A 19,614-nucleotide genomic window follows, 5' to 3' on the forward strand; every position below is an offset into this window, starting at 1 on the left:
TTTGTTTGTGCGCCTTTTGGATATTTATCGCCAGTGCTGGGCTCTTCGCGAGCATGCTCTGCTCCTACAGTTGATCACGCTCCGTGTAGGATCAGAGCTCGCTCGCGAAGGCGTCCCGTCAGGCACTACCGGGAACTGCATTTTGCGCAGTCCTCAACTCATGCCTGTTCCCGCGAAACAGCACCAGCGTCGCAACCAACCCTAACACCGCCGCGCCGCTCAGCCAGATCCCCGGCGCAGCCTTGTTATCCAGCATATGAATCAAATAAGTACACGCCGCCGGCGTGAACCCGCCGAACGTGGCAGTCGCCAGGCTGTAGGCCAGCGAGAAACCGGTCGTACGAACTTCCACTGGCATGATTTCAGTGAGCGCTACCACCATCGCTCCGTTGTACGAGCCATACAGAAACGAGAGCCACAACTCGACCGCTAGCAAATGGCTGAAACTTGGGTTCGCCACCAGCCATGACAACGCCGGATACGCCGTGAGAATCGCCAGAATCGTCGCCGCCAGCAGCAGCGGTTTTCGGCCGATCTTGTCGGACACCGCGCCCATCACCGGCAACCAGAAGAAGTTCGACAGGCCGATGCACACCGTCACCAGCAACGCATCAAGATCCGACAGGTGCAATTCGCTTTTGCCAAACGTCGGGGTGTACGCGGTGATCAGATAGAACGACACCGTGGTCATTACCACCAAGGCCATGCCGGCGATGACAATGCCGAAATTCTGACCGATTGAGCGGACGATTTCCCGCAGGGTAGGGCGATGTTTCCTTGCCTGGAATTCCGGGGTTTCCTCCAGCGAGCGCCGAATGACGAAAATCACCGGCACGATCATGCAGCCGATCAAAAACGGCACGCGCCAGCCCCAATCGCCCATCTGTTCGGGGCTCAGCCAATGATTCAGTCCGACCCCGAGCAACCCGGCGAACACCACGGCGGCCTGTTGACTGGCGGACTGCCAACTGACGAAAAAGCCCTTGCGCCCGGGCGTGGAAATCTCTGCGAGGTAGACCGAGACACCGCCCAGTTCCACGCCGGCGGAAAACCCCTGGAGCAAACGCCCGAGCAACACCAGTAATGGCGCAGCGACACCCAGCGTCGCGTAACCCGGCACGCAGGCAATCAGCACCGTACCGGCGGCCATCATCAATAGGGTGATGATCAGCCCTCGGCGGCGACCATGACGGTCTATATACGCGCCAAGGAAAACTGCCCCAAGCGGTCGCATCAGAAAACCCGCGCCGAACGTCGCCAGCGAAAGCATCAGAGACGCGAAGGCGCTGTCGGTCGGGAAGAATGTTTTGGCAATGGCCGTGGCGTAGAAGCCGTAGACCATGAAGTCGAACATTTCGAGGAAATTGCCGCTGACAACGCGAAAGATCGCTTTGCCTTTACCGGTCGTGGAGGACATTTGCAGTTACTCACTCTTAAATCTTGTAAGAAAGCGTTGCGCTCAAGTGTGAGCGGCCCGGCGCTGTAGCCCATAATGGCCGGCGTGGTTTTGCGGGGAGATGAAGATTTGTTCACTGGACGATGCTGGGGTGTTTCGGTCTTGGTTGCCATATTGGCCGGTTGTGGCCAGGGCGATTCCATGGAGAGCTTTAGCGGCCCGACCATGGGCAGCACGTATTCAATTAAATACGTGCGGCACGCAGGTTTGGCCGAACCGGTGAAAGTTCGCGGCGAAGTGGAACGCATCCTCGCCGAAGTTGACCAGCAGATGTCGACTTATCGAAGCGATTCCGATATCGCTCGCTTCAATGCCTTGGCCGCCAATCAGTGTCAGAAAGTGCCTGCAGCAGTCCTCGAATTGATCAGCTTCGGCGAAAAGCTCTCCGTGCAAAGCGAAGGTGCCTACGACCTGACCGTCGAGCCGTTGCTCAACCTGTGGGGTTTCGGCCCGCAGAGCCGGGTCAGTGAAGTGCCAGGCGACAGTGCGCTCGCCGAGGTTCGCCATCGGGTCGGCTACAGGCATCTGCGCATCGACGGTGAACGACTCTGCAAAGATGCGCCGGTCGCCGTGGATTTCAGCAGCATCGCCGCCGGTTACGCGGTTGATTTGATTGCCGCGCGGCTCGACGCGTTGGGCATCCACGACTACCTCGCCGAGGCGACTGGCGAGCTCAAGGCTTCCGGGAAGAAACTCGACGGTTCGCCGTGGCGAATTGCTCTCGAAGAACCGCGCGACGATCTGCAAGTGGCGGAGCGGATCATCAACATCGATGGCCTGGGCGTTTCGACTTCCGGCGATTACCGAAATTATTTTCAGCAGGGCGGTCGGCGTTTTTCCCACGCCTTCGATGCTCGCCTCGGCGCCCCCGTCCTACACAACCTGGCGTCGGTCACGGTCATTCATCCTTCAGCGCTCATGGCCGATGGACTATCGACGCTGTTGCTGATTCTCGGTCCTGAAAGCGCGTGGGACTATGCCGAAAAACATGACATTGGTGCATTCTTTGTCATTCGTGCCGATACAGGTTTTGTGACCCGCACGACACCGGCTTTCGAGCGCCTCGCTGGCGGCGAATCGGCGGAAAAAAACCATTGAAAACTGGCGTTGTCGTGCAGGCAAAAGTAGCCTGTGACGCGACCAAGGGTTAATGTGCGCGGCGTTGACGCTTCTATAGACTGTGTCCGGGTTCTGCATTGGCCCCAAAATTGTTCCTTCGCGCCGCCGTTCGGCGTGATTTAGCCGCCGGTGCTGCTGGCATCGCGGCCTGTTCTGAGGAGTACGCATGGCTGTCTACAACTACGACGTGGTGGTACTGGGTTCCGGCCCGGCGGGAGAAGGCGCGGCAATGAACGCCGCCAAAGCGGGGCGCAAGGTGGCGATGGTCGACAGCCGTCGTCAGGTCGGCGGTAACTGCACCCACTTGGGCACCATCCCGTCCAAGGCACTGCGTCACTCGGTGCGGCAGATCATGCAGTTCAACACCAACCCGATGTTTCGCGCCATTGGCGAGCCGCGCTGGTTCTCCTTCCCGGACGTGTTGAAAAGCGCCGAGAAAGTGATCTCCAAGCAAGTGGCGTCGCGCACCGGCTACTACGCCCGTAACCGTGTCGACGTGTTCTTCGGCACCGGCAGCTTCGCCGACGAGCAAACCATCGAAGTGGTCTGCGCCAATGGCGTAGTCGAAAAACTCGTCGCCAAGCACATCATCATTGCCACTGGTTCGCGCCCTTATCGCCCGGCGGATATCGATTTTCACCACCCGCGTATCTACGATAGCGACACCATCCTCAGTCTCGGCCACACCCCGCGTAAACTGATTGTTTATGGCGCCGGCGTAATCGGTTGCGAATATGCATCGATCTTCAGCGGTCTGGGTGTACTGGTCGAACTGGTGGATAACCGGGGTCAACTGCTGAGCTTCCTGGACTCGGAAATCTCTCAGGCGTTGAGCTACCACTTCAGCAACAACAACATCACCGTGCGCCACAACGAAGATTACGATCGCGTTGAAGGCGTGGACAACGGCGTGGTTCTGCACCTCAAGTCCGGCAAGAAGATCAAGGCCGACGCCTTGCTCTGGTGCAACGGCCGTACCGGTAACACCGATCAGTTGGGTCTGGAAAACATTGGCGTGAAGGTCAACAGTCGTGGCCAGATCGAAGTCGACGAGGCTTATCACACCTGTGTGCCGAACATCTACGGTGCCGGCGACGTGATCGGCTGGCCAAGTCTGGCGAGCGCAGCTCACGACCAGGGCCGTTCGGCCGCTGGCAGCATCGTTGATAACGGCAGCTGGCGCTTTGTGAATGACGTGCCGACCGGCATCTACACCATTCCGGAGATCAGCTCGATCGGCAAGAACGAGCAGGAGTTGACCCAGGCCAAGGTGCCATACGAAGTGGGCAAGGCCTTCTTCAAGAGCATGGCACGGGCGCAGATTGCCGGCGAGCCGCAAGGCATGCTGAAAATCCTGTTTCACCGTGAAACCCTGGAAGTATTGGGCGTTCACTGCTTCGGTTATCAGGCGTCGGAAATCGTCCACATCGGTCAGGCGATCATGAGCCAGCCGGGCGAGCTGAACACGCTGAAGTACTTCGTCAACACGACCTTCAACTACCCAACCATGGCCGAAGCCTATCGGGTAGCGGCATACGATGGCCTCAACCGGCTTTTTTGACGGGCTCCGGCCGGTGGCCTGAGCCGGCCGGGGAGACCGATTTCAGCAATTCTCGAGGGTGGCAGTGGCCAAACCGGGAAAGTCTGTAATCAGGCTGTCAACGCCGAAGTCGGCGAGTCTGCGCATCAGCGCAGGCTCGTTGACCGTCCACACCGACACATGCAGCCCCTGACGCTGCGCCTTCTGCAGGCGCTCCGGCGTACACAGTGTCCAGTTCAGCGCGAGAATGTCACAGCCATAGCTTTGCGCGACTTTCAAAGGGTCGAGCCAGGCGTATTCGGCGACCAGTCCGCGTGAAACATCCGGTACCAGATCCAGCGCCGCTTTCAGCACTTCCCGTGAGCTTGAGGTGATCGACACTTTGTCGAGCACGTTATGCCTGACTGCCATTTCACGAATCGCCAGCACCGTGGTTGCGGCGCGAGTGCGTGAAGCGCTTTTGACTTCCAGTTGCCAGTGCTCGAAATCGCATGTCTCGAACAATTCTTCCAGCGTCGGAATCGGGCACGGCTTGATCCAGCCGGGGCCGCCCTTGCGAGCGTCATAGGTAACCAATTCGGCGGCCGTGTGCTCGACGACTTTGCCGCGCCGGTCGGTGGTGCGCTTGAGGGTCGGGTCGTGAATGACCATCAGCTCACCGTCCTTGGACAGGTGCAGATCGAGCTCGCAACGGCGCACGCCGTGCTTGAGACACTCCTGAAAGCTGCTCAGGGTGTTTTCCGGTGCTTCGCCCTTGGCGCCGCGGTGGCCGTAGATGAGGGTCACGGTTCTTCCTTAAATTAAATGCCTGATTCGTTCTGTTCGCGGGCCAGACGTCGTTCCTGGGCCTGCTTTTGCAAAATATAGCGAGCGAGCAACTGGCGCTGGGCATCGGTCGGGTGTTCGAACTCGGTGCCGATGTCATAGCCGTCGCCCTTCGGATCGCAATGGGTGACGCGGGCGCGCAGCAACAGGCCGAGCGCCTGGGGCATCAGCACTAGCTTGACCGACAGGTGCGCGCCGGTTGCGATCGGGGTCGGATACTGAAAGTCGATGCCACCTTCGGAGATGATCACCGGTTGCGGCTCGCCGATATGGCCGAGCACGGTCAGGGCAACGACTTGGCCAAGCAGGTCGATGCGCTTGTTCTGGGATTTCAGAAACGCAGCGATGGCCCGGTCGCGCTCGCTGATCTGGCGCAGCAGGTGCTGGGACTCGAATTCGCTCAGGTGCAGTTCGCTGAGCAGGTTGAACAGCGGGGAAGCATCCTGCAACACTTCCTGGCCTGCGGCTTCGGGAGCAGACAGGGGCCGAATTTCCAGTGCGATCATGTCCTCGATACGGTAGTATTCGCGGCGATCTTCTTCATCTAATGTCGACATGGCGAACCCATGGTAGCGGCGGTGGTCTGAGTGTAAAGCTGGTTATCGACCCCCGCCACAAGGACGTTCCTTTTCCCTCCGAACAAGCCCCGACATGTTCAGACCTCTCTTCGTTTTTATCGGCACGCGTTATACCCGTGCCAAGCGTCGCAATCATTTTGTTTCATTCATTTCCCTGACCTCGATGATCGGGCTCGCCCTTGGCGTGGTCGTGATGATCGTCGTGCTGTCGGTGATGAATGGCTTCGATCATGAGATGCGCACGCGCGTGCTGGGCATGGTGCCCCACGCGACCATTGAATCCGGCGAAGCCATCAGCGACTGGCAGAGCCTGGCCGACAAGGTCAGGCAGAACCCGCAAGTGACGGCCGTGGCGCCGTTCACCCAGATGCAGGGTTTGCTGACCAACAATGGCCAAGTGTCCAAGGTGCTGCTCAATGCCGTCGATCCGGCGCTTGAGCGCAACGTGTCGATCATTGACCGCTTCATGCAACAGGGCAAACTCGACGACCTGACCCCTGGAAGCTTCGGCATCGTCATCGGCGACAAGGCTGCGACCAAGCTTGGCGTAACCCTCGGTGACAAAATCACTTTCGTGGCGCCGGAGGTCAGCGTGACCCCGGCCGGGATGTTCCCACGCATGAAACGCTTCACCGTGGTCGGCATCTTCCACGTTGGCGCCGGTGAGCTGGACGGTTATCTGGGCATCACCAACCTGCAGGATCTGGCGAAGATGCGCCGCTGGAAACCCGATCAGGTGCAGGGCATTCGCCTGAAATTCGACGACTTGTTCCAGGCGCCGCGCGTTGCCTGGAACATCGCCCAGCAACTGGGTGAAAACCATTATTACGCCCGCGACTGGACCCGCACCCACGGCAATCTGTATCAGGCGATCCGCATGGAAAAAGCCATGATCGGCCTGTTGTTGCTGCTGATCGTTGCTGTGGCGGCGTTCAACATCATTTCCACGCTGGTGATGGTGGTAAATGACAAGAAGGGCGATATCGCGATTCTGCGTACCCTCGGCGCGACGCCTGGCACCATCATGAGAACGTTTATGGTGCAAGGCACGGTCATCGGGATCGTCGGCACGGCTATCGGTGCCGTGGTCGGGATTTTCGCGGCGCTCAATGTCAGTGCTGCGATCTCGGCACTTGAAGGCCTTATCGGCCATAAATTCCTTAACGCCGACGTGTATTTCATCGATTACCTGCCGTCGCAGGTGCAGAGCCAGGATGTCGTCATGGTCTGCTCCGCCGCGTTGATCCTGAGTTTCCTCGCCACCCTGTATCCAGCCTGGCGTGCCGCGCGCACCCAGCCGGCGGAGGCGCTACGTTATGAGTGAGTCGGGCATGAGTGAAAAAGCAATCTTGAGCTGCCGCAATCTGGGCAAATCCTACGAGGAAGGCCCGGAGTCGGTTGAAGTATTGGCCGGTCTGCAACTGGAGCTTCATCCGGGTGAGCGCGTGGCGATTGTCGGCAAGTCCGGCTCGGGCAAAAGTACCTTGCTCAACATGCTCGGTGGCCTGGACACGCCGACCACGGGCAGTGTCTGGCTCGACGGCGAAGAACTATCGGCTTTGAGTGAGAAGAAGCGCGGCCTGTTGCGCAATCGTGCGCTCGGTTTCGTTTACCAGTTCCACCATTTGCTGCCGGAATTCACCGCGCTGGAAAACGTCTGCATGCCGCTGCTGATCGGCAAGACCGCGATCCCTGAAGCCCGTCAGCGCGCGACGGCATTGCTGGAGCGGGTAGGGCTGGGCCATCGACTGGAACACAAACCGGCCGAGCTCTCCGGCGGTGAGCGTCAGCGCGTGGCAATTGCCCGTGCCCTGGTGAACAACCCGGGCCTGGTGATGCTCGACGAGCCGACTGGCAACCTCGACTCCCATACGGCCGAAGGCATTCAGGACTTGATGCTGGAACTCAGCACCTCGATGCGCACCGCGTTCCTGGTGGTGACCCACGACATGAATCTCGCTCGCCAGATGGATCGCGTCCTGCAATTGCAGGAAGGTTGCCTCACGCCCATCTGATTGGCTGAAACCCGGCGTCTGAATAAGGCGTCGGGTCTTTTATTTTTTACGGTGCCCAGCGAATGTTCAGACCGTTATCGATCTTTATCGGCGCACGTTACACCCGTGCCAAGCGCCGCAATCGCTTCGTTTCATTCATTTCGATGACCTCGATGATCGGGCTCGCCCTTGGCGTGCTGGCGATGATCGTGGTGTTGTCAGTGATGAACGGCTTCCAGCGCGAAATGAGCTCGCGCATTCTCGGCATGGTGCCCCATGCGACCATCGTTGGCGTCAAGCCGATCGACGACTGGCAGCCAGTAGCCGCCGCCGCCCTGAAAAATCCGGAGGTCACTGCCGCCGTACCGTTCACCGAGATGGAAGGCATGCTGTCCTACAAAGGCTTGATGCAGCCGATCCAGATCAGCGGCGTCGATCCGGCCCAGGAAGGCAAAGTCTCGATTGTTGCCCAGCACATTGTTCAGGGCCGTCTCGACGACCTGAAACCGGGCGAATTCGGCGTGGTACTCGGAGAAATCACCGCGCGCCGGTTTCGTTTGAATGTCGGCGACAAGATCACCCTGATTGTGCCGGAAGTCAGCACTGCTCCAGGCGGCATCACGCCGCGCATGCAGCGGCTGAACGTGGTTGGCGTGTTCAAGGTCGGTGCCGAGCTGGACGGTTCCATGGGCCTGATCCATGTTGCCGATGCCGCGACCATGCAGCGCTGGGAACCGAATCAGGTACAGAGCGTGCGTCTGGCCGTGAAGGATTTGTACGCCGCGCCGAAAGTCTCGTCGGACATCGCCACGGGTCTGGGCGCAGCGTTCAAGGCGGATGACTGGACTCACACCCAGGGCAGCCTGTTCAGCGCGATGAAAATGGAAAAGACCATGATCGGTCTGCTGTTGTTGATGATCGTCGCGGTGGCGGCGTTCAACATCATTGCGACACTGATTATGGTGGTGAACGATAAAGGCGCCGACATTGCGATTCTGCGCACCATCGGTGCCACGCCCCGGCAGATCATGGCCATCTTCATGGTACAGGGCACGGTGATCGGGATTGTCGGGACGCTGATCGGCGGCGTCCTCGGGGTAATTGCGGCGCTCAACGTCAGTGAGCTGGTGGGTTGGCTGGAGCGGGTTTCCGGGCAACATATCTTCAGTTCCGACGTATATTTCGTCAGCAACCTGCCGTCCGAGTTGCAGGGCGGCGATGTGCTGCTCATTTGCTCGGCGGGTTTCATCCTGAGCTTCCTGGCCACGCTGTATCCGGCGTATCGGGCGGCGAAGATTGAACCCGCGCATGCGTTGAGGTATTCGTAAGCCTTCCCCGGCGTTTTCGCGAGCAAACTCGGCTCCTACAGATTATCTTCGTAGGAGCCGAGCTCGCTCGCGAAGGCGTCAGACCTACCCACCCCGATTTGGAGTACGACGATGTTTTTACGCAACCGACTGGCTCTGGCCACCTGTTTGCTGGCATTGAGCTCGCCGCTGTGGGCGGCGACCGGGCATCACTTCGAGTTCGGTCAGGCCGCGCCAGCCGCCAAGGCAACCCGTAGCATCGAAGTGGTCATGGGCGACATGTCGTTCGATCCGAAGACCATTGAAGTCAAATCCGGTGAGACCGTTCGCTTTGTGTTGGTGAATAAAGGTCAGTTGCTGCACGAGTTCAACCTCGGCGATGCGGCGATGCATGCCCGGCACCAGCAGGAAATGTTGCAGATGCAGCAAAGCGGCATGCTTACGCCTACCGGCATCAAAGACATGTCCCACGACATGGCGGGCATGGATCACGGGGCCATGGGCCATGGCATGAAGCACGATGACCCCAACAGCGTGTTGGTCGAGCCGGGAAAGACAGCCGAGCTGACCTGGACGTTCAGCAAGCCCACTAGCCTTGAATTTGCCTGCAATATTCCAGGCCACTATCAGGCGGGAATGGTCGGCAAACTGACAGTCAGTCAGTAAGCACTCAAAGGCGGGCGCAAAGGCTGATAGAATCCGCTGATTCTTCAGTCAGGTTTCCGCCATGCATCCCGCAGCCGAACATTCGCCGCTGGGCAAATCCAGCGAATACATTTCCACTTACACGCCGTCGTTGTTGTTCCCGATTCCGCGCACCGCAAAATGGGCCGAACTGGGCCTGACGGCGGAAACCCTGCCGTACAAAGGTGTGGATTTCTGGAACTGCTTCGAGCTGTCGTGGTTGCTGCCGTCGGGCAAACCCGTGGTGGCGATCGGCGAGTTCAGCATTCCGGCGGATTCGCCGAATATCATTGAGTCCAAGTCGTTCAAGCTGTACCTGAACTCGTTGAACCAGACGCCGTTTGCCGACGTTTCCAGCCTGGAAACCACGCTGGTCAAGGATCTTTCCGCCGCTGCCGGCAAGCCTGTCGGTGTCCGTGTGCGGAGTCTGGAAGAAGTTGAGGCTCAAGGCATCGTTGCCTTACCGGGCATTTGCGTCGATGAACTGGATATCAGTGTCAGCAACTACGCGCATCCGCGTCCGGAGCTGCTGCGTTGCGACGATTCGCAAATCGTCGAAGAAAGCCTTTACAGCCATCTCCTCAAATCCAACTGCCCGGTGACCAGCCAGCCGGACTGGGGCAGCGTGGTGGTGCAATACCGTGGGGCGGCGCTGGATCATGCGAGTTTTCTGGAGTACATCGTCAGCTTCCGCCAGCACTCGGACTTTCACGAACAGTGTGTCGAGCGGATCTTCCTCGATCTGCAACGGTTGTTGAAACCGGAGAGGTTGACGGTGTTTGCGCGGTATGTGCGTCGGGGCGGGCTGGATATCAATCCGTATCGCAGCACGGAGAGCGGGCAGTTGCCGAACCATCGCCTGGTTCGTCAGTAAGCAAAAGAGCGCAGCCGGCGGCAGTTCCTGCATCAGGAATACGTTCCCCCCGTAGGAACTGCCTCGGGCTGCGATCTTTTGCGTTTGATATTTTTTGAATCAGATCCCCATGCTGCCCAACGCATTCACAATGTTGCGCAGCGTGCCGGCAATGGCCGGGTGATCGACTTCGAAGCGTTCAACCGCCAGGTTCACACCATCGGCAATGTTGGTGTCCGGCGTTGACTCCTCCAGTTTGATTTTGGATTCAATCTGCGCCATGAGTTCGTGCAGGTTTTCACGCTCTGCTTCAGACAGTGGCGGATTCTGCTCCAGTTGCTCGCGCAGTGTATTGAGCTGTTGTTGCAGTTCGCGGGCGGGCATGGTTTTTTCCTTTTATCGATAGGCACTGGCATAGACCGCAGCCGTACGCCAAAGGTCTGTGACTCACCTTTAGACTAATCCACTCTCGACGGATGTGCATGATCCCGATCAGGGCTTTTCGCCTTTGAGTCGGCGCAGGCTGATGTCGGCCAGACAGGTGTCAAGTTCGCCCAGATGGTCAATGACCGAATGCACGCCCAAGCCAAACAGCTGCACGGTGGCTTTGCCGCGCAGGTGCTCCCGTTCCTGTTGACTCAGGGCCTGCCACTCCCCGGGCGCCAATCCGCACAGTGAGCCGCAGGACGCCAGGCCAATGGTCCACAGACCGGCGTTCAAGCCCGATTGCAGCAGACGCGGTTCGCCACTGACCAGCACGCAGCCATCGAGTCGGTCGACATTCAACGCCATCAATGTTTGCCAACAGGCGTTCGGAGCGGGCCACGGAATGATTGTTGCCGGATATTGCGACGGCTTGATCCATTCCGGCAGCGAGGCGGCGAGCGGCCGACTCAATGCCACAGGAAGCTCATCGAGCCAGGCACACGGGATTCCCTGGCGTTGCAAGCTGTTCAGGCTTTCCAGAGCGCCGGGCGTGGACTCGGCATGTTCTGCAACGACCGTGCGCTGATTGCGTGCTCGAGCACCGAAATCCACCAGGCAGCCACTCAAACCGAACAGAACGGCAGTCAGGCTGGGGGCGGCTATTGGCAAGGCATCGGCATTCGGCATGGAAACGTCCCTGAAATAGCGTCGAGGCTAAAGGAGGGCGGTGACAGTTGCATGACCGTGTGATGAAAGTGGTTGTAGGAAGAATCCTGTCGCGACTGCAAGCAGAAACTGCCTAAAACGCCATTTCCGAATTATACTAGCGCCCTTATCGGCGGGGCTGCATTGCCCGCGCCAGTACAATCCAAGGAGTTTTTCTATGCGCTGGAGCAACCCTCTCGCTCAGCTTTGTGTATGTGCCAGCGTGTTGCTGGTTCCGTTCGCTGCTCAGGCCGCGACGGAAGAAGACCCTTGGGAAAGCGTCAACCGTCCGATCTTCCAGTTCAACGACTTCGTCGATACGTATGCGCTGAAGCCACTCGCACAGGGCTACGAATTCGTCACCCCGCAATTTGTGGAAGACGGCATTCACAACATGTTCCGCAACGTCGGTGACGTTACCAACCTGGCGAACAATATTCTTCAGGCCAAACCGGCAGCGGCCGGTGTCGACACCGCACGCTTGATCTTCAATACCACGTTTGGCCTGCTCGGTTTCTTCGACGTCGGTACGCACATGGGCCTGCAACGCAGTGACGAAGATTTCGGCCAGACCCTCGGATACTGGGGTGTCGGCAGCGGTCCTTACGTGATGCTGCCTCTGTTGGGGCCAAGCACCGTGCGGGACGCGCCGTCTAAATATGTTGACGGCTACACCGGCCCTTATCGCTACATCAACGACGTGCCGGTGCGTAACTCGATCTTCGGCCTGAACATCGTCGATACCCGCGCCAGCCTGCTGTCGAGCGAAAAGCTGATCAGTGGCGATAAGTACACGTTCATACGTAATGCCTATTTGCAGAACCGCGAATTCAAAGTGAAGGACGGTCAGGTCGAAGACGATTTTTGATTTCGACGGATAGAACCGGCGGCCTCAGGGCCGCCTTTTTTGTGGGCGCGATCCTTTCATTGAGTTACGGATGAAGGCTTTTTTATAACTCCCGGTAATTTGACATTTAAAGTCTTCAAGCGACCATCGGCACATGCTTGAAACGCCCTGCGGATGGGAGTACCGTCTGCGCCTTAGAAGGGCACCTCTGTGCAATCGCGTTTGGAGCAAATCGCCCAAAGCGCTGCAACAGAGAGGCTAGAAAGCGAATCCAGTAGTCTGCGCCGGGCCTTTAGCCCCGCCTGCTACGCCAACCTAATTCTGGCGCCGTTTGCCCACATGCCAAAAACCAGTGCCACGCTGCTGATAATCGATGATGACGAAGTAGTGCGCGCGAGCCTCGCGGCCTATTTGGAAGACAGTGGTTTCAGCGTCCTGCAGGCCGGAAACGGTCAGCAGGGTCTTGAGGTGTTCGAGCAAGACAAGCCCGATTTGGTCATCTGCGATCTGCGCATGCCACAGATGGGCGGTCTCGAACTCATCCGTCAGGTCACCGAACGGTCCCCGCAGACACCGGTGATCGTGGTCTCCGGCGCCGGCGTGATGAACGACGCGGTCGAGGCCCTGCGCCTGGGCGCGGCGGACTACCTGATCAAGCCTCTCGAAGATCTGGCGGTGCTTGAGCACTCTGTGCGCCGGGCCCTGGATCGTGCGCGCCTGCTGCTGGAAAACCAGCGCTACCGCGAGAAGCTGGAAAAGGCCAACCGTGAACTCGAAGCCAGCCTGAACCTGCTGCAGGAAGACCAGAACGCCGGTCGCCAGGTGCAGATGAACATGCTGCCGGTCAGTCCCTGGACGATCGACGAGTTCCAGTTTGCGCATCAAATCATCCCGTCGTTGTACCTGTCGGGAGATTTTGTCGATTACTTCCGTGTCGATGATCGACGCGTTGCGTTTTACCTGGCGGATGTTTCGGGGCACGGCGCTTCTTCGGCTTTCGTGACCGTGCTGCTGAAGTTCATGACTACACGGCTGCTGTTTGAATCCAAGCGCAACGGTACGTTGCCGGAATTCAAGCCTTCGGAAGTGCTCGGGCATATCAACCGGGGGTTGATCAGTTGTAAGCTGGGCAAACACGTCACAATGGTCGGTGGTGTCATCGACGAGGAGACCGGTTTGTTGACCTATAGCATCGGCGGCCATCTGCCGTTGCCTGTGTTGTACACGCCTGACAGTGTTCGTTACCTCGAAGGACGTGGTTTGCCGGTGGGCCTCTTCAATGAGGCCACCTATGAAGACCACGTGCTAGAGCTGCCGCAGACGTTCAGCCTGACGCTGATGTCTGATGGCATTCTGGATCTTTTGCCAGAACCCACACTCAAAGAGAAAGAAGCCGCTTTGCCGCAAAAGGTGAAGTTGGCGGGCGGCAGCCTGGATGGTCTGCGGCAGGTTTTTGGATTGGCCACGCTAGGGGAGATGCCGGATGATATCGCCCTGTTGGTGTTGAGCAGGAATCTTTAATGAGTACCGGTAGAATCCAGTTCGCCGAGCAGGATGGCACCTTCGTCCTGAAATTCGTCGGTGAAGTTCGCCTGACCCTGTGTTCGGCGTTGGATGCGACGATCGAGAAAATCTTCACTGCGCTGAATTTCAACGCCATCGTGATCGATTTGACCGAGACCCGCAGCATCGACAGCACTACATTGGGCTTGCTGGCCAAGTTGTCGATCCTGTCGCGGCAAAAGGTCGGCTTGCTGCCGACCGTGGTCACTACCCACGACGACATCACCCGTCTGTTGCAATCCATGGGTTTCGAGCAGGTGTTCAACATTGTGAACCACCCTGTGCCGTGCCCTGAATGCCTTGATGATCTGCCGGATCAGGATCAGTCGGAAGAAGTGGTGAGGATCAAGGTACTCGAAGCGCACAAGATCCTCATGGGCCTGAACGATTCCAATCGCGAAGCCTTCCACGACCTTGTAAATGCCCTCGAAAGGCACTGATTCAACCCAGCGCCAGCAGGCTGGCGCCCCCAGTGAATCCCACACATTTCCCCTGTGGGAGCAAGCCTGTTCGCGAAGGCGCCAGTTCAGCCAAAGCATTTCAGACAATAACGAAAAAGGGCGAACCTTAACGGGTTCGCCCTTTTTGCGTTTGCGCTGAACTCAGATCACAGCTTGGCTTGTAACAACGCCTCAAGCTTTTCCTGATCGCGGGCAAACTGACGGATGCCTTCAGCCAGTTTCTCGGTGGCCATCGCATCTTCGTTGGACAACCAGCGGAATTGCGCTTCGTTGAGGCTCAGGCGCGCTTCGCCGGCATGACCTGGCGCCAGTTTGCGCTCCAGTTTGCCCGTGTCGGCCGCCAGCTTGTCGATCAGATCCGGGCTGATGGTCAGGCGGTCGCAGCCGGCCAGTTGCTCGATCTGGTTGAGGTTACGGAAGCTCGCGCCCATGACCACGGTTTTGTAGTCATTGGCCTTGTAGTAGTTGTAAATGCGGGTCACGGACTGCACGCCCGGATCGTCGGCACCGGTGTAATCGTTGCCGTTGGCTTTCTTGTACCAGTCGTAGATGCGGCCCACGAACGGCGAGATCAGGAATACGCCGGCGTCGGCGCAAGCAGCGGCCTGGGCGAACGAGAACAGCAACGTCAGGTTGGTCTGAATCCCTTCCTTTTCGAGGATCTCGGCGGCGCGGATGCCTTCCCAGGTCGAGGCGATCTTGATCAGTACGCGGTCGCGGCCAATGCCGGCCTTGTCGTACAGTTCAATCAGGCGATGCGCGCGTTTGAGCACGGCATCCTGATCGAACGACAGGCGCGCATCCACTTCGGTGGAAATGCGGCCCGGAATCACTTTCAGAATTTCCTGGCCCACGGCGACGCCAAAACGGTCGCTGGCCAGGCCCACATCGCCCTTGCAGTCGCTGACGCAAGCATTCAGCAGTTCGGCATAACCGGAAATGGCAGCGGCCTTGAGCAGCAGGGAAGGGTTGGTGGTGGCGTCTACCGGTTTAACGCGGGAGATCGCTTCGAAGTCGCCGGTGTCGGCAACCACGGTGGTCATTTGTTTGAGTTGTTCCAGCTTGGAAGTCATGAGTGTGCTCTGTCCTGTGGGTCTGGTGACATTACCCGAGCGCCGACAGCCACTCAAGGGCATGAAGGCGTATCGACGACCCCTGCGGCAACAACCTGAAAACGGCTGTTTGAAAGGCGGGGCGCGGTATCGTTGAGTTCGATGCCAAAACACGGCACAGGTTCAAAGCGACTGACCGGTTGCGCCCCGTGAGCACGCTTGTCATCAGTAAGCGCTTACTGCGCATTCAATAGCGTCTCAGCCGACGCTCGTGCGGGTTTCGGTTGGCCATCGGCGGTCAGAAAGCCGAAGTTTTTTTCCCGATCACTGCTGCCTGTATCTGTGTTTTTCCATTCATAGATCGATGTCAGCGGAATCTGCTGCTTTTTCACATCGGCGATGAACGCACTGATTTTGCTCGCCTGGCCCTCGGCGCCGCCGTTGGATGCAAGTGCCGAGACGCCCCATTCACTGATGACCCCCGGCAGATGGAAGTTTTGCTGAATGAACGCTTGAGCATTGCTGACCTGCGTAGGCGTCATGCCATAAGGGTGGTAGGAAATGGCATTGAGGCATTTAGGGTATTCAGTGACGATTTTGCTTAGCGCTACGGTTGATGCGGAGCCGGCGGTCGGCGGACGGGCGAAGCCGAAACCGACCCGTGGTGTCGACTGCGGTTGCCCTTGCAGCGACTTGCACATGGCATTCATGAACGGCACGAACGTCGTGTCGAAGTTGCCCGTCGGCCAATAGGTCGGCAGATCAGGCTCGTTCCATATTTCCGTCGCCACCAACTGCGAACCGTAGGTTTTCTCCAGGCTTAGCACCGAATTGGCGAACGCTTGCCCCGCTGTCGCCAGTTCGCTGGTGTCGCCGGGTGTCGTGATCAGCGTTTTGATTGAGCGAACCGTCATCAATACCGGCAGGCCGGCGGATTTGGCGGCGGCGAAGGCGTCGCTGATCTGCTTCTGATAAGCCGTACCGCCCAGGCTGTTGCTCCACACGCCAAAGCGCACGAAACCGAAGCCCGCCGCTTTGATTTGCGCGGCATCGTCGGCGGTGAAACTCTGGATCTTGACCTGAACGCCGACGGTCTTGTTCGCCGCCAGTGCCGGGAACAGTTCGGTGGCGTGAACCTGACTGGTTGCGCCGAGCATTACCAGCGCCAGGGCCGATAACTGTTTGCGATGTGCTGATTTCATGTCCGCTCTCCCTATGAGAAATGACATCTAGCCAATAGTGAATCTTTACTCATTTTTCGATAGTAAGGAGGCCACTAAGTGCATGAGTGTTATTTTTTGTCGGAAAACATCCTGCTGAAAATCACAGTTATTTTTAGTCCGGTAATTCTCATTGGGTGGCTTTTGACGCTGTGGTACTTAATGCACTGGTATCGGCAGGGCGAATCTATTTCTGAACCCGGGCAAGTCTTGTGAGTTCATTAAAAGCGCTCGGCATGTTGGCCGATTGACACTACACGGGAAAGTAAGAACTTGTTCAAAAAGATCCTTGTCGTTTGCGTTGGCAATATTTGCCGAAGCCCGACCGCCGAGCTGTTGCTGCGCGAAGCTCTGGCTGCCTCAACGATCACGGTGACCTCCGCAGGCCTTGCCGCAAGGGTTGGCGAGGCGATGGAGCCATCGGCGCGCAAGGTGCTGGAACAACATGGCCGCAGCGCTCAGGGGTTTACGGCGCGGCAGATCACGTCGGACATTGTTAATGATTCCGACTTGATTCTGGTGATGGAAAAAGAGCATGTAAAACAAGTACTGAAGATTGCCTCCCATGCACGAGGAAAGGTGTTTCTTCTAGGCAAGTGGCAAAGCGAACGCGAAATACAGGATCCGTATCGTCAGGGTAATGCCGCTTTTATTCATGCCCATGCATTGATTGAAGATGCTGTTAGCTCATGGGCGCAGCGCCTCGGGCATTGATGAATATTCTTCAGATCAGTAAATGGTAAGAACAGACTTATGCAGTTACCGTCAGTAATCGGCAATCGGGACAACGAACGAGACGACATTGATCTTCTCGGTATTTTCGGCTCACTGGTTGACCAGAAATGGTTGATAGGCGCGCTCACGGGTGCATTCATGGTCACCGGCGTCGCCTATGCGGTGTTGTCGACCCCGGTGTATCAGGCCAACGCGCTGGTTCAGGTTGAGCCGAAAAAGAACGACATGCTCGGTTTCGCCGACCTCAACAGCATGCTCGGCGGGCAATCGCCGTCGGTGACTGAAATCGGCATCATCAAGTCCCGCGCGGTGATCGGCAAAACCGTCGATGATTTGCGCCTGGACATCGACGTCACGCCCAACAGGTTCCCGATCATTGGCGGTTTTCTCGCCAGGCGTTATCGCGGCGACAGCGAATTCAGCGTGGCGGCCCCGCGTTTTGGCCTGAACAGCTACGCCTGGGGCGGCGAGCGTCTGGACATCGCGCGCCTCAACTTGCCGAAAGAGCTGTTGGGCAAGAAGCTCACGCTGATCGCTGGCGAAGACCATCGTTTCCGCCTGTTGGACGACAACGACAATCTGCTCGTCGAGGGCGTTGCCGGCACGGCTTTCGTACAGGACGACGTAGAAGGGTTGATCGAGCATCTGGAAGCCAACCCCGGCACGCGGTTTGAAGTGGTGCGCAACCCGCGAATCGTGACGATCCAGGGTTATCAGGATGCGCTGGACATCACCGAGCAAGGCAAGGAATCGGGGATCATCCGCCTCGCCCTGGCCAGTTCGGATGCGCCTGAGGCGGTGCGGATTCTCAACAAGATCGCCTCGCTGTATGTGCAGCAGAACGTCCAGCGCACGTCGGCCGAAGCCGCGCAAAGCCTGGACTTCCTGCAAAGTCAGTTGCCACAAGTCAAAAGCGATCTGGCCAAGGCCAGCGATGCGCTCAACAGTTATCAGACCCGTGGCAAAACCGTGAACATCTCCCTCGAAACCCAATCGGTGCTGGAGCAGATTGTCGGGCTGGACACGCGGGTTTCCGAGCTGAAAATGCAGCAGGCCGAACTGGATCGCAAGTTCACCAAACAGCACCCGGCCTATCGCGCCTTGATGATGCAGATTGGCGAACTGACTCAGCAGCAGAAGTCGCTGCAAAGCAAAGTCCAAGGCTTGCCGGCCACGCAACAGGAACTGTTGAGTCTGACCCGTGACGTCGAAGTAGCGTCGCAGATCTACACGCAACTGCTGAACAAATCCCAGGAGCTGGACATCGTCCGCGCCGGCGCCGTTGGCAATGTGCGCTTGGTCGACACGGCGGACGTCGACATGACCAACCCAGTCAAGCCGCGTAAACCGCTGATCGTTCTGATCGCAACATTCCTCGGTGCCTTCGTCGGCGTTGCCCTGGTATTGCTGCGCAGATCCATGAGCCGTGGGCTGGAAGGGCCGGAAGCCATCGAGCAACTCGGCTTGCCGGTCTACGCGTCGATTCCGTACAGCGCGTTGCAGCAGGAAGAAGACACTAAAAAAGTCCGCACGAAGGACGGCGCGGACAAACCGGCGTATCTGTTGGCCCTGCGTACGCCGACGGACCTGTCCATCGAGTCGATCCGCAGCCTGCGCACCTGCCTGCACTTCGCCGGGCTGGACTCGACCAACAACCGCATCATGATTTCCGGCCCGAGCCCTCAGGTCGGCAAAACCTTCGTGTCGTCCAACCTGGCGGCGGTCATGGCGCAAAGCGGCCAACGCGTGGTGCTGATCGATGCGGACATGCGCAAAGGGCATTTGCACAAAACCCTGAACACGCCGGTCACCAATGGCTTGTCGGATCTGCTGGTCAAGCGTTGCAGCATCGATGACGCGATCAACCAGATCGAAGTGGAGAATCTGCACTTCATCAGCCGTGGCCAGGTGCCGCCCAACCCTTCAGAGCTGTTGATGCACGCCAATTTCCGCGAGCTGCTGGCTGACCTCAGTGAGCGCTATGACGTGGTGATCATCGATACGCCGCCGCTTTTGGCAGTAACAGACGCGGCCATTGTCGGCCGTGAAGCGGCGATCAACTTGATCGTCACCCGCTTCGGCGTCAACCCGGCCAAAGAGATCGAACTGACGATTCGTCGTTTCGCCCAGAACGGCATCGAGTTGAAAGGCGCTGTGTTCAACGGCGTCGAGAAACGCACGGCCAGCGCCTACGGCGGCAGCTACGGCTATTACAACTACGAATACGCGTCCGACAAATCCTGAGTGTC

At 58.2% G+C, this 19,614-nt stretch carries 19 protein-coding genes; 12 read left to right on the plus strand and 7 right to left on the minus strand.

The window, feature by feature from the left end; translation table 11 throughout:
- Positions 1–118: 118 nt before the first annotated feature.
- Positions 119–1,417, minus strand: a complete 1,299-nt coding sequence (locus tag GIW69_RS16320) for an MFS transporter (RefSeq protein WP_236483812.1) — start codon at positions 1,415–1,417, stop codon at positions 119–121.
- Between the two features lie 180 nt (positions 1,418–1,597).
- Between GIW69_RS16320 and GIW69_RS16325 the strand changes: the two genes are divergently transcribed.
- Both GIW69_RS16325 and sthA read left to right on the plus strand, forming a co-directional pair.
- Complete coding sequence (locus GIW69_RS16325) at positions 1,598–2,554, plus strand: FAD:protein FMN transferase (RefSeq protein ID WP_496570925.1); 957 nt, start codon at positions 1,598–1,600, stop codon at positions 2,552–2,554.
- A 187-nt stretch (positions 2,555–2,741) separates the two neighbouring features.
- The gene (gene sthA, locus GIW69_RS16330) at positions 2,742–4,136 is read left to right on the plus strand and encodes a Si-specific NAD(P)(+) transhydrogenase (RefSeq protein ID WP_236483816.1); all 1,395 of its coding nucleotides are present in this window, start codon (positions 2,742–2,744) and stop codon (positions 4,134–4,136) included.
- Between the two features lie 42 nt (positions 4,137–4,178).
- Here sthA and GIW69_RS16335 read toward each other — a convergent pair whose 3' ends face one another.
- Together GIW69_RS16335 and GIW69_RS16340 are read right to left on the minus strand one after the other, a co-directional pair.
- Complete coding sequence (locus tag GIW69_RS16335) at positions 4,179–4,901, minus strand: glycerophosphodiester phosphodiesterase family protein (RefSeq protein ID WP_236483818.1); 723 nt, start codon at positions 4,899–4,901, stop codon at positions 4,179–4,181.
- 14 nt (positions 4,902–4,915) lie between these two features.
- Entirely contained in the window at positions 4,916–5,497 is a 582-nt protein-coding gene (locus GIW69_RS16340; protein WP_236483820.1) for a PilZ domain-containing protein, read from the minus strand.
- Positions 5,498–5,591: 94 nt separating this feature from the next.
- On the opposite strand from GIW69_RS16340, the gene GIW69_RS16345 reads away from it, so the two are divergent.
- From GIW69_RS16345 to queF, 5 genes are all read left to right on the plus strand, one after another.
- Positions 5,592–6,842, plus strand: a complete 1,251-nt coding sequence (locus tag GIW69_RS16345) for a lipoprotein-releasing ABC transporter permease subunit (protein ID WP_236483822.1) — start codon at positions 5,592–5,594, stop codon at positions 6,840–6,842.
- 7 nt (positions 6,843–6,849) lie between these two features.
- Positions 6,850–7,533 (plus strand): lipoprotein-releasing ABC transporter ATP-binding protein LolD, encoded by a 684-nt coding sequence (lolD, locus tag GIW69_RS16350; RefSeq protein ID WP_236483823.1) that lies wholly within the window; start codon positions 6,850–6,852, stop codon positions 7,531–7,533.
- A gap of 62 nt (positions 7,534–7,595) precedes the next feature.
- Positions 7,596–8,840 (plus strand): lipoprotein-releasing ABC transporter permease subunit, encoded by a 1,245-nt coding sequence (locus GIW69_RS16355; RefSeq protein WP_236483825.1) that lies wholly within the window; start codon positions 7,596–7,598, stop codon positions 8,838–8,840.
- 111 nt (positions 8,841–8,951) lie between these two features.
- On the plus strand, positions 8,952–9,485 hold the full coding sequence (copI, locus tag GIW69_RS16360; protein ID WP_236483827.1) for a copper-resistant cuproprotein CopI: 534 nt from the start codon (positions 8,952–8,954) through the stop codon (positions 9,483–9,485).
- A gap of 61 nt (positions 9,486–9,546) precedes the next feature.
- Entirely contained in the window at positions 9,547–10,377 is an 831-nt protein-coding gene (queF, locus tag GIW69_RS16365; protein ID WP_236483829.1) for an NADPH-dependent 7-cyano-7-deazaguanine reductase QueF, read from the plus strand.
- A gap of 99 nt (positions 10,378–10,476) precedes the next feature.
- On the opposite strand, the gene GIW69_RS16370 is transcribed toward queF, so the two are convergent.
- Both GIW69_RS16370 and pcrP read right to left on the minus strand, forming a co-directional pair.
- Positions 10,477–10,740: a DUF4404 family protein gene (locus GIW69_RS16370; protein ID WP_236483831.1), complete on the minus strand. Its 264-nt coding sequence runs from the start codon at positions 10,738–10,740 to the stop codon at positions 10,477–10,479.
- 108 nt (positions 10,741–10,848) lie between these two features.
- Positions 10,849–11,469 (minus strand): HAD superfamily inactivated hydrolase PcrP, encoded by a 621-nt coding sequence (gene pcrP / locus GIW69_RS16375; protein ID WP_236483833.1) that lies wholly within the window; start codon positions 11,467–11,469, stop codon positions 10,849–10,851.
- 196 nt (positions 11,470–11,665) lie between these two features.
- On the opposite strand from pcrP, the gene GIW69_RS16380 reads away from it, so the two are divergent.
- The 3 genes from GIW69_RS16380 (at position 11,666) to rssC (ending at position 14,337) form a co-directional block, all read left to right on the plus strand.
- Positions 11,666–12,355: an MlaA family lipoprotein gene (locus tag GIW69_RS16380; protein ID WP_236483835.1), complete on the plus strand. Its 690-nt coding sequence runs from the start codon at positions 11,666–11,668 to the stop codon at positions 12,353–12,355.
- 318 nt (positions 12,356–12,673) lie between these two features.
- Positions 12,674–13,855: a two-component system response regulator RssB gene (rssB, locus tag GIW69_RS16385; protein WP_236483881.1), complete on the plus strand. Its 1,182-nt coding sequence runs from the start codon at positions 12,674–12,676 to the stop codon at positions 13,853–13,855.
- Positions 13,855–14,337 (plus strand): anti-sigma factor antagonist RssC, encoded by a 483-nt coding sequence (rssC, locus tag GIW69_RS16390; protein ID WP_042560140.1) that lies wholly within the window; start codon positions 13,855–13,857, stop codon positions 14,335–14,337. Before rssB ends, rssC begins: the two co-directional genes overlap by 1 nt.
- 167 nt (positions 14,338–14,504) lie before the next feature.
- On the opposite strand, the gene tal is transcribed toward rssC, so the two are convergent.
- Both tal and GIW69_RS16400 read right to left on the minus strand, forming a co-directional pair.
- Positions 14,505–15,431 (minus strand): transaldolase, encoded by a 927-nt coding sequence (gene tal / locus GIW69_RS16395; protein WP_236483837.1) that lies wholly within the window; start codon positions 15,429–15,431, stop codon positions 14,505–14,507.
- A 215-nt stretch (positions 15,432–15,646) separates the two neighbouring features.
- Positions 15,647–16,612: a glycosyl hydrolase family 5 gene (locus GIW69_RS16400; protein ID WP_236483840.1), complete on the minus strand. Its 966-nt coding sequence runs from the start codon at positions 16,610–16,612 to the stop codon at positions 15,647–15,649.
- Positions 16,613–16,903: 291 nt separating this feature from the next.
- Between GIW69_RS16400 and GIW69_RS16405 the strand changes: the two genes are divergently transcribed.
- Both GIW69_RS16405 and GIW69_RS16410 read left to right on the plus strand, forming a co-directional pair.
- The gene (locus tag GIW69_RS16405; protein ID WP_236483842.1) at positions 16,904–17,344 is read left to right on the plus strand and encodes a low molecular weight protein-tyrosine-phosphatase; all 441 of its coding nucleotides are present in this window, start codon (positions 16,904–16,906) and stop codon (positions 17,342–17,344) included.
- Positions 17,345–17,383: 39 nt separating this feature from the next.
- Positions 17,384–19,609 (plus strand): polysaccharide biosynthesis tyrosine autokinase, encoded by a 2,226-nt coding sequence (locus tag GIW69_RS16410; RefSeq protein ID WP_236483843.1) that lies wholly within the window; start codon positions 17,384–17,386, stop codon positions 19,607–19,609.
- Positions 19,610–19,614 lie beyond the last annotated feature (5 nt).

The organism is Pseudomonas syringae (assembly GCF_021605415.1).
GTDB lineage: Bacteria > Pseudomonadota > Gammaproteobacteria > Pseudomonadales > Pseudomonadaceae > Aquipseudomonas > Aquipseudomonas syringae_S.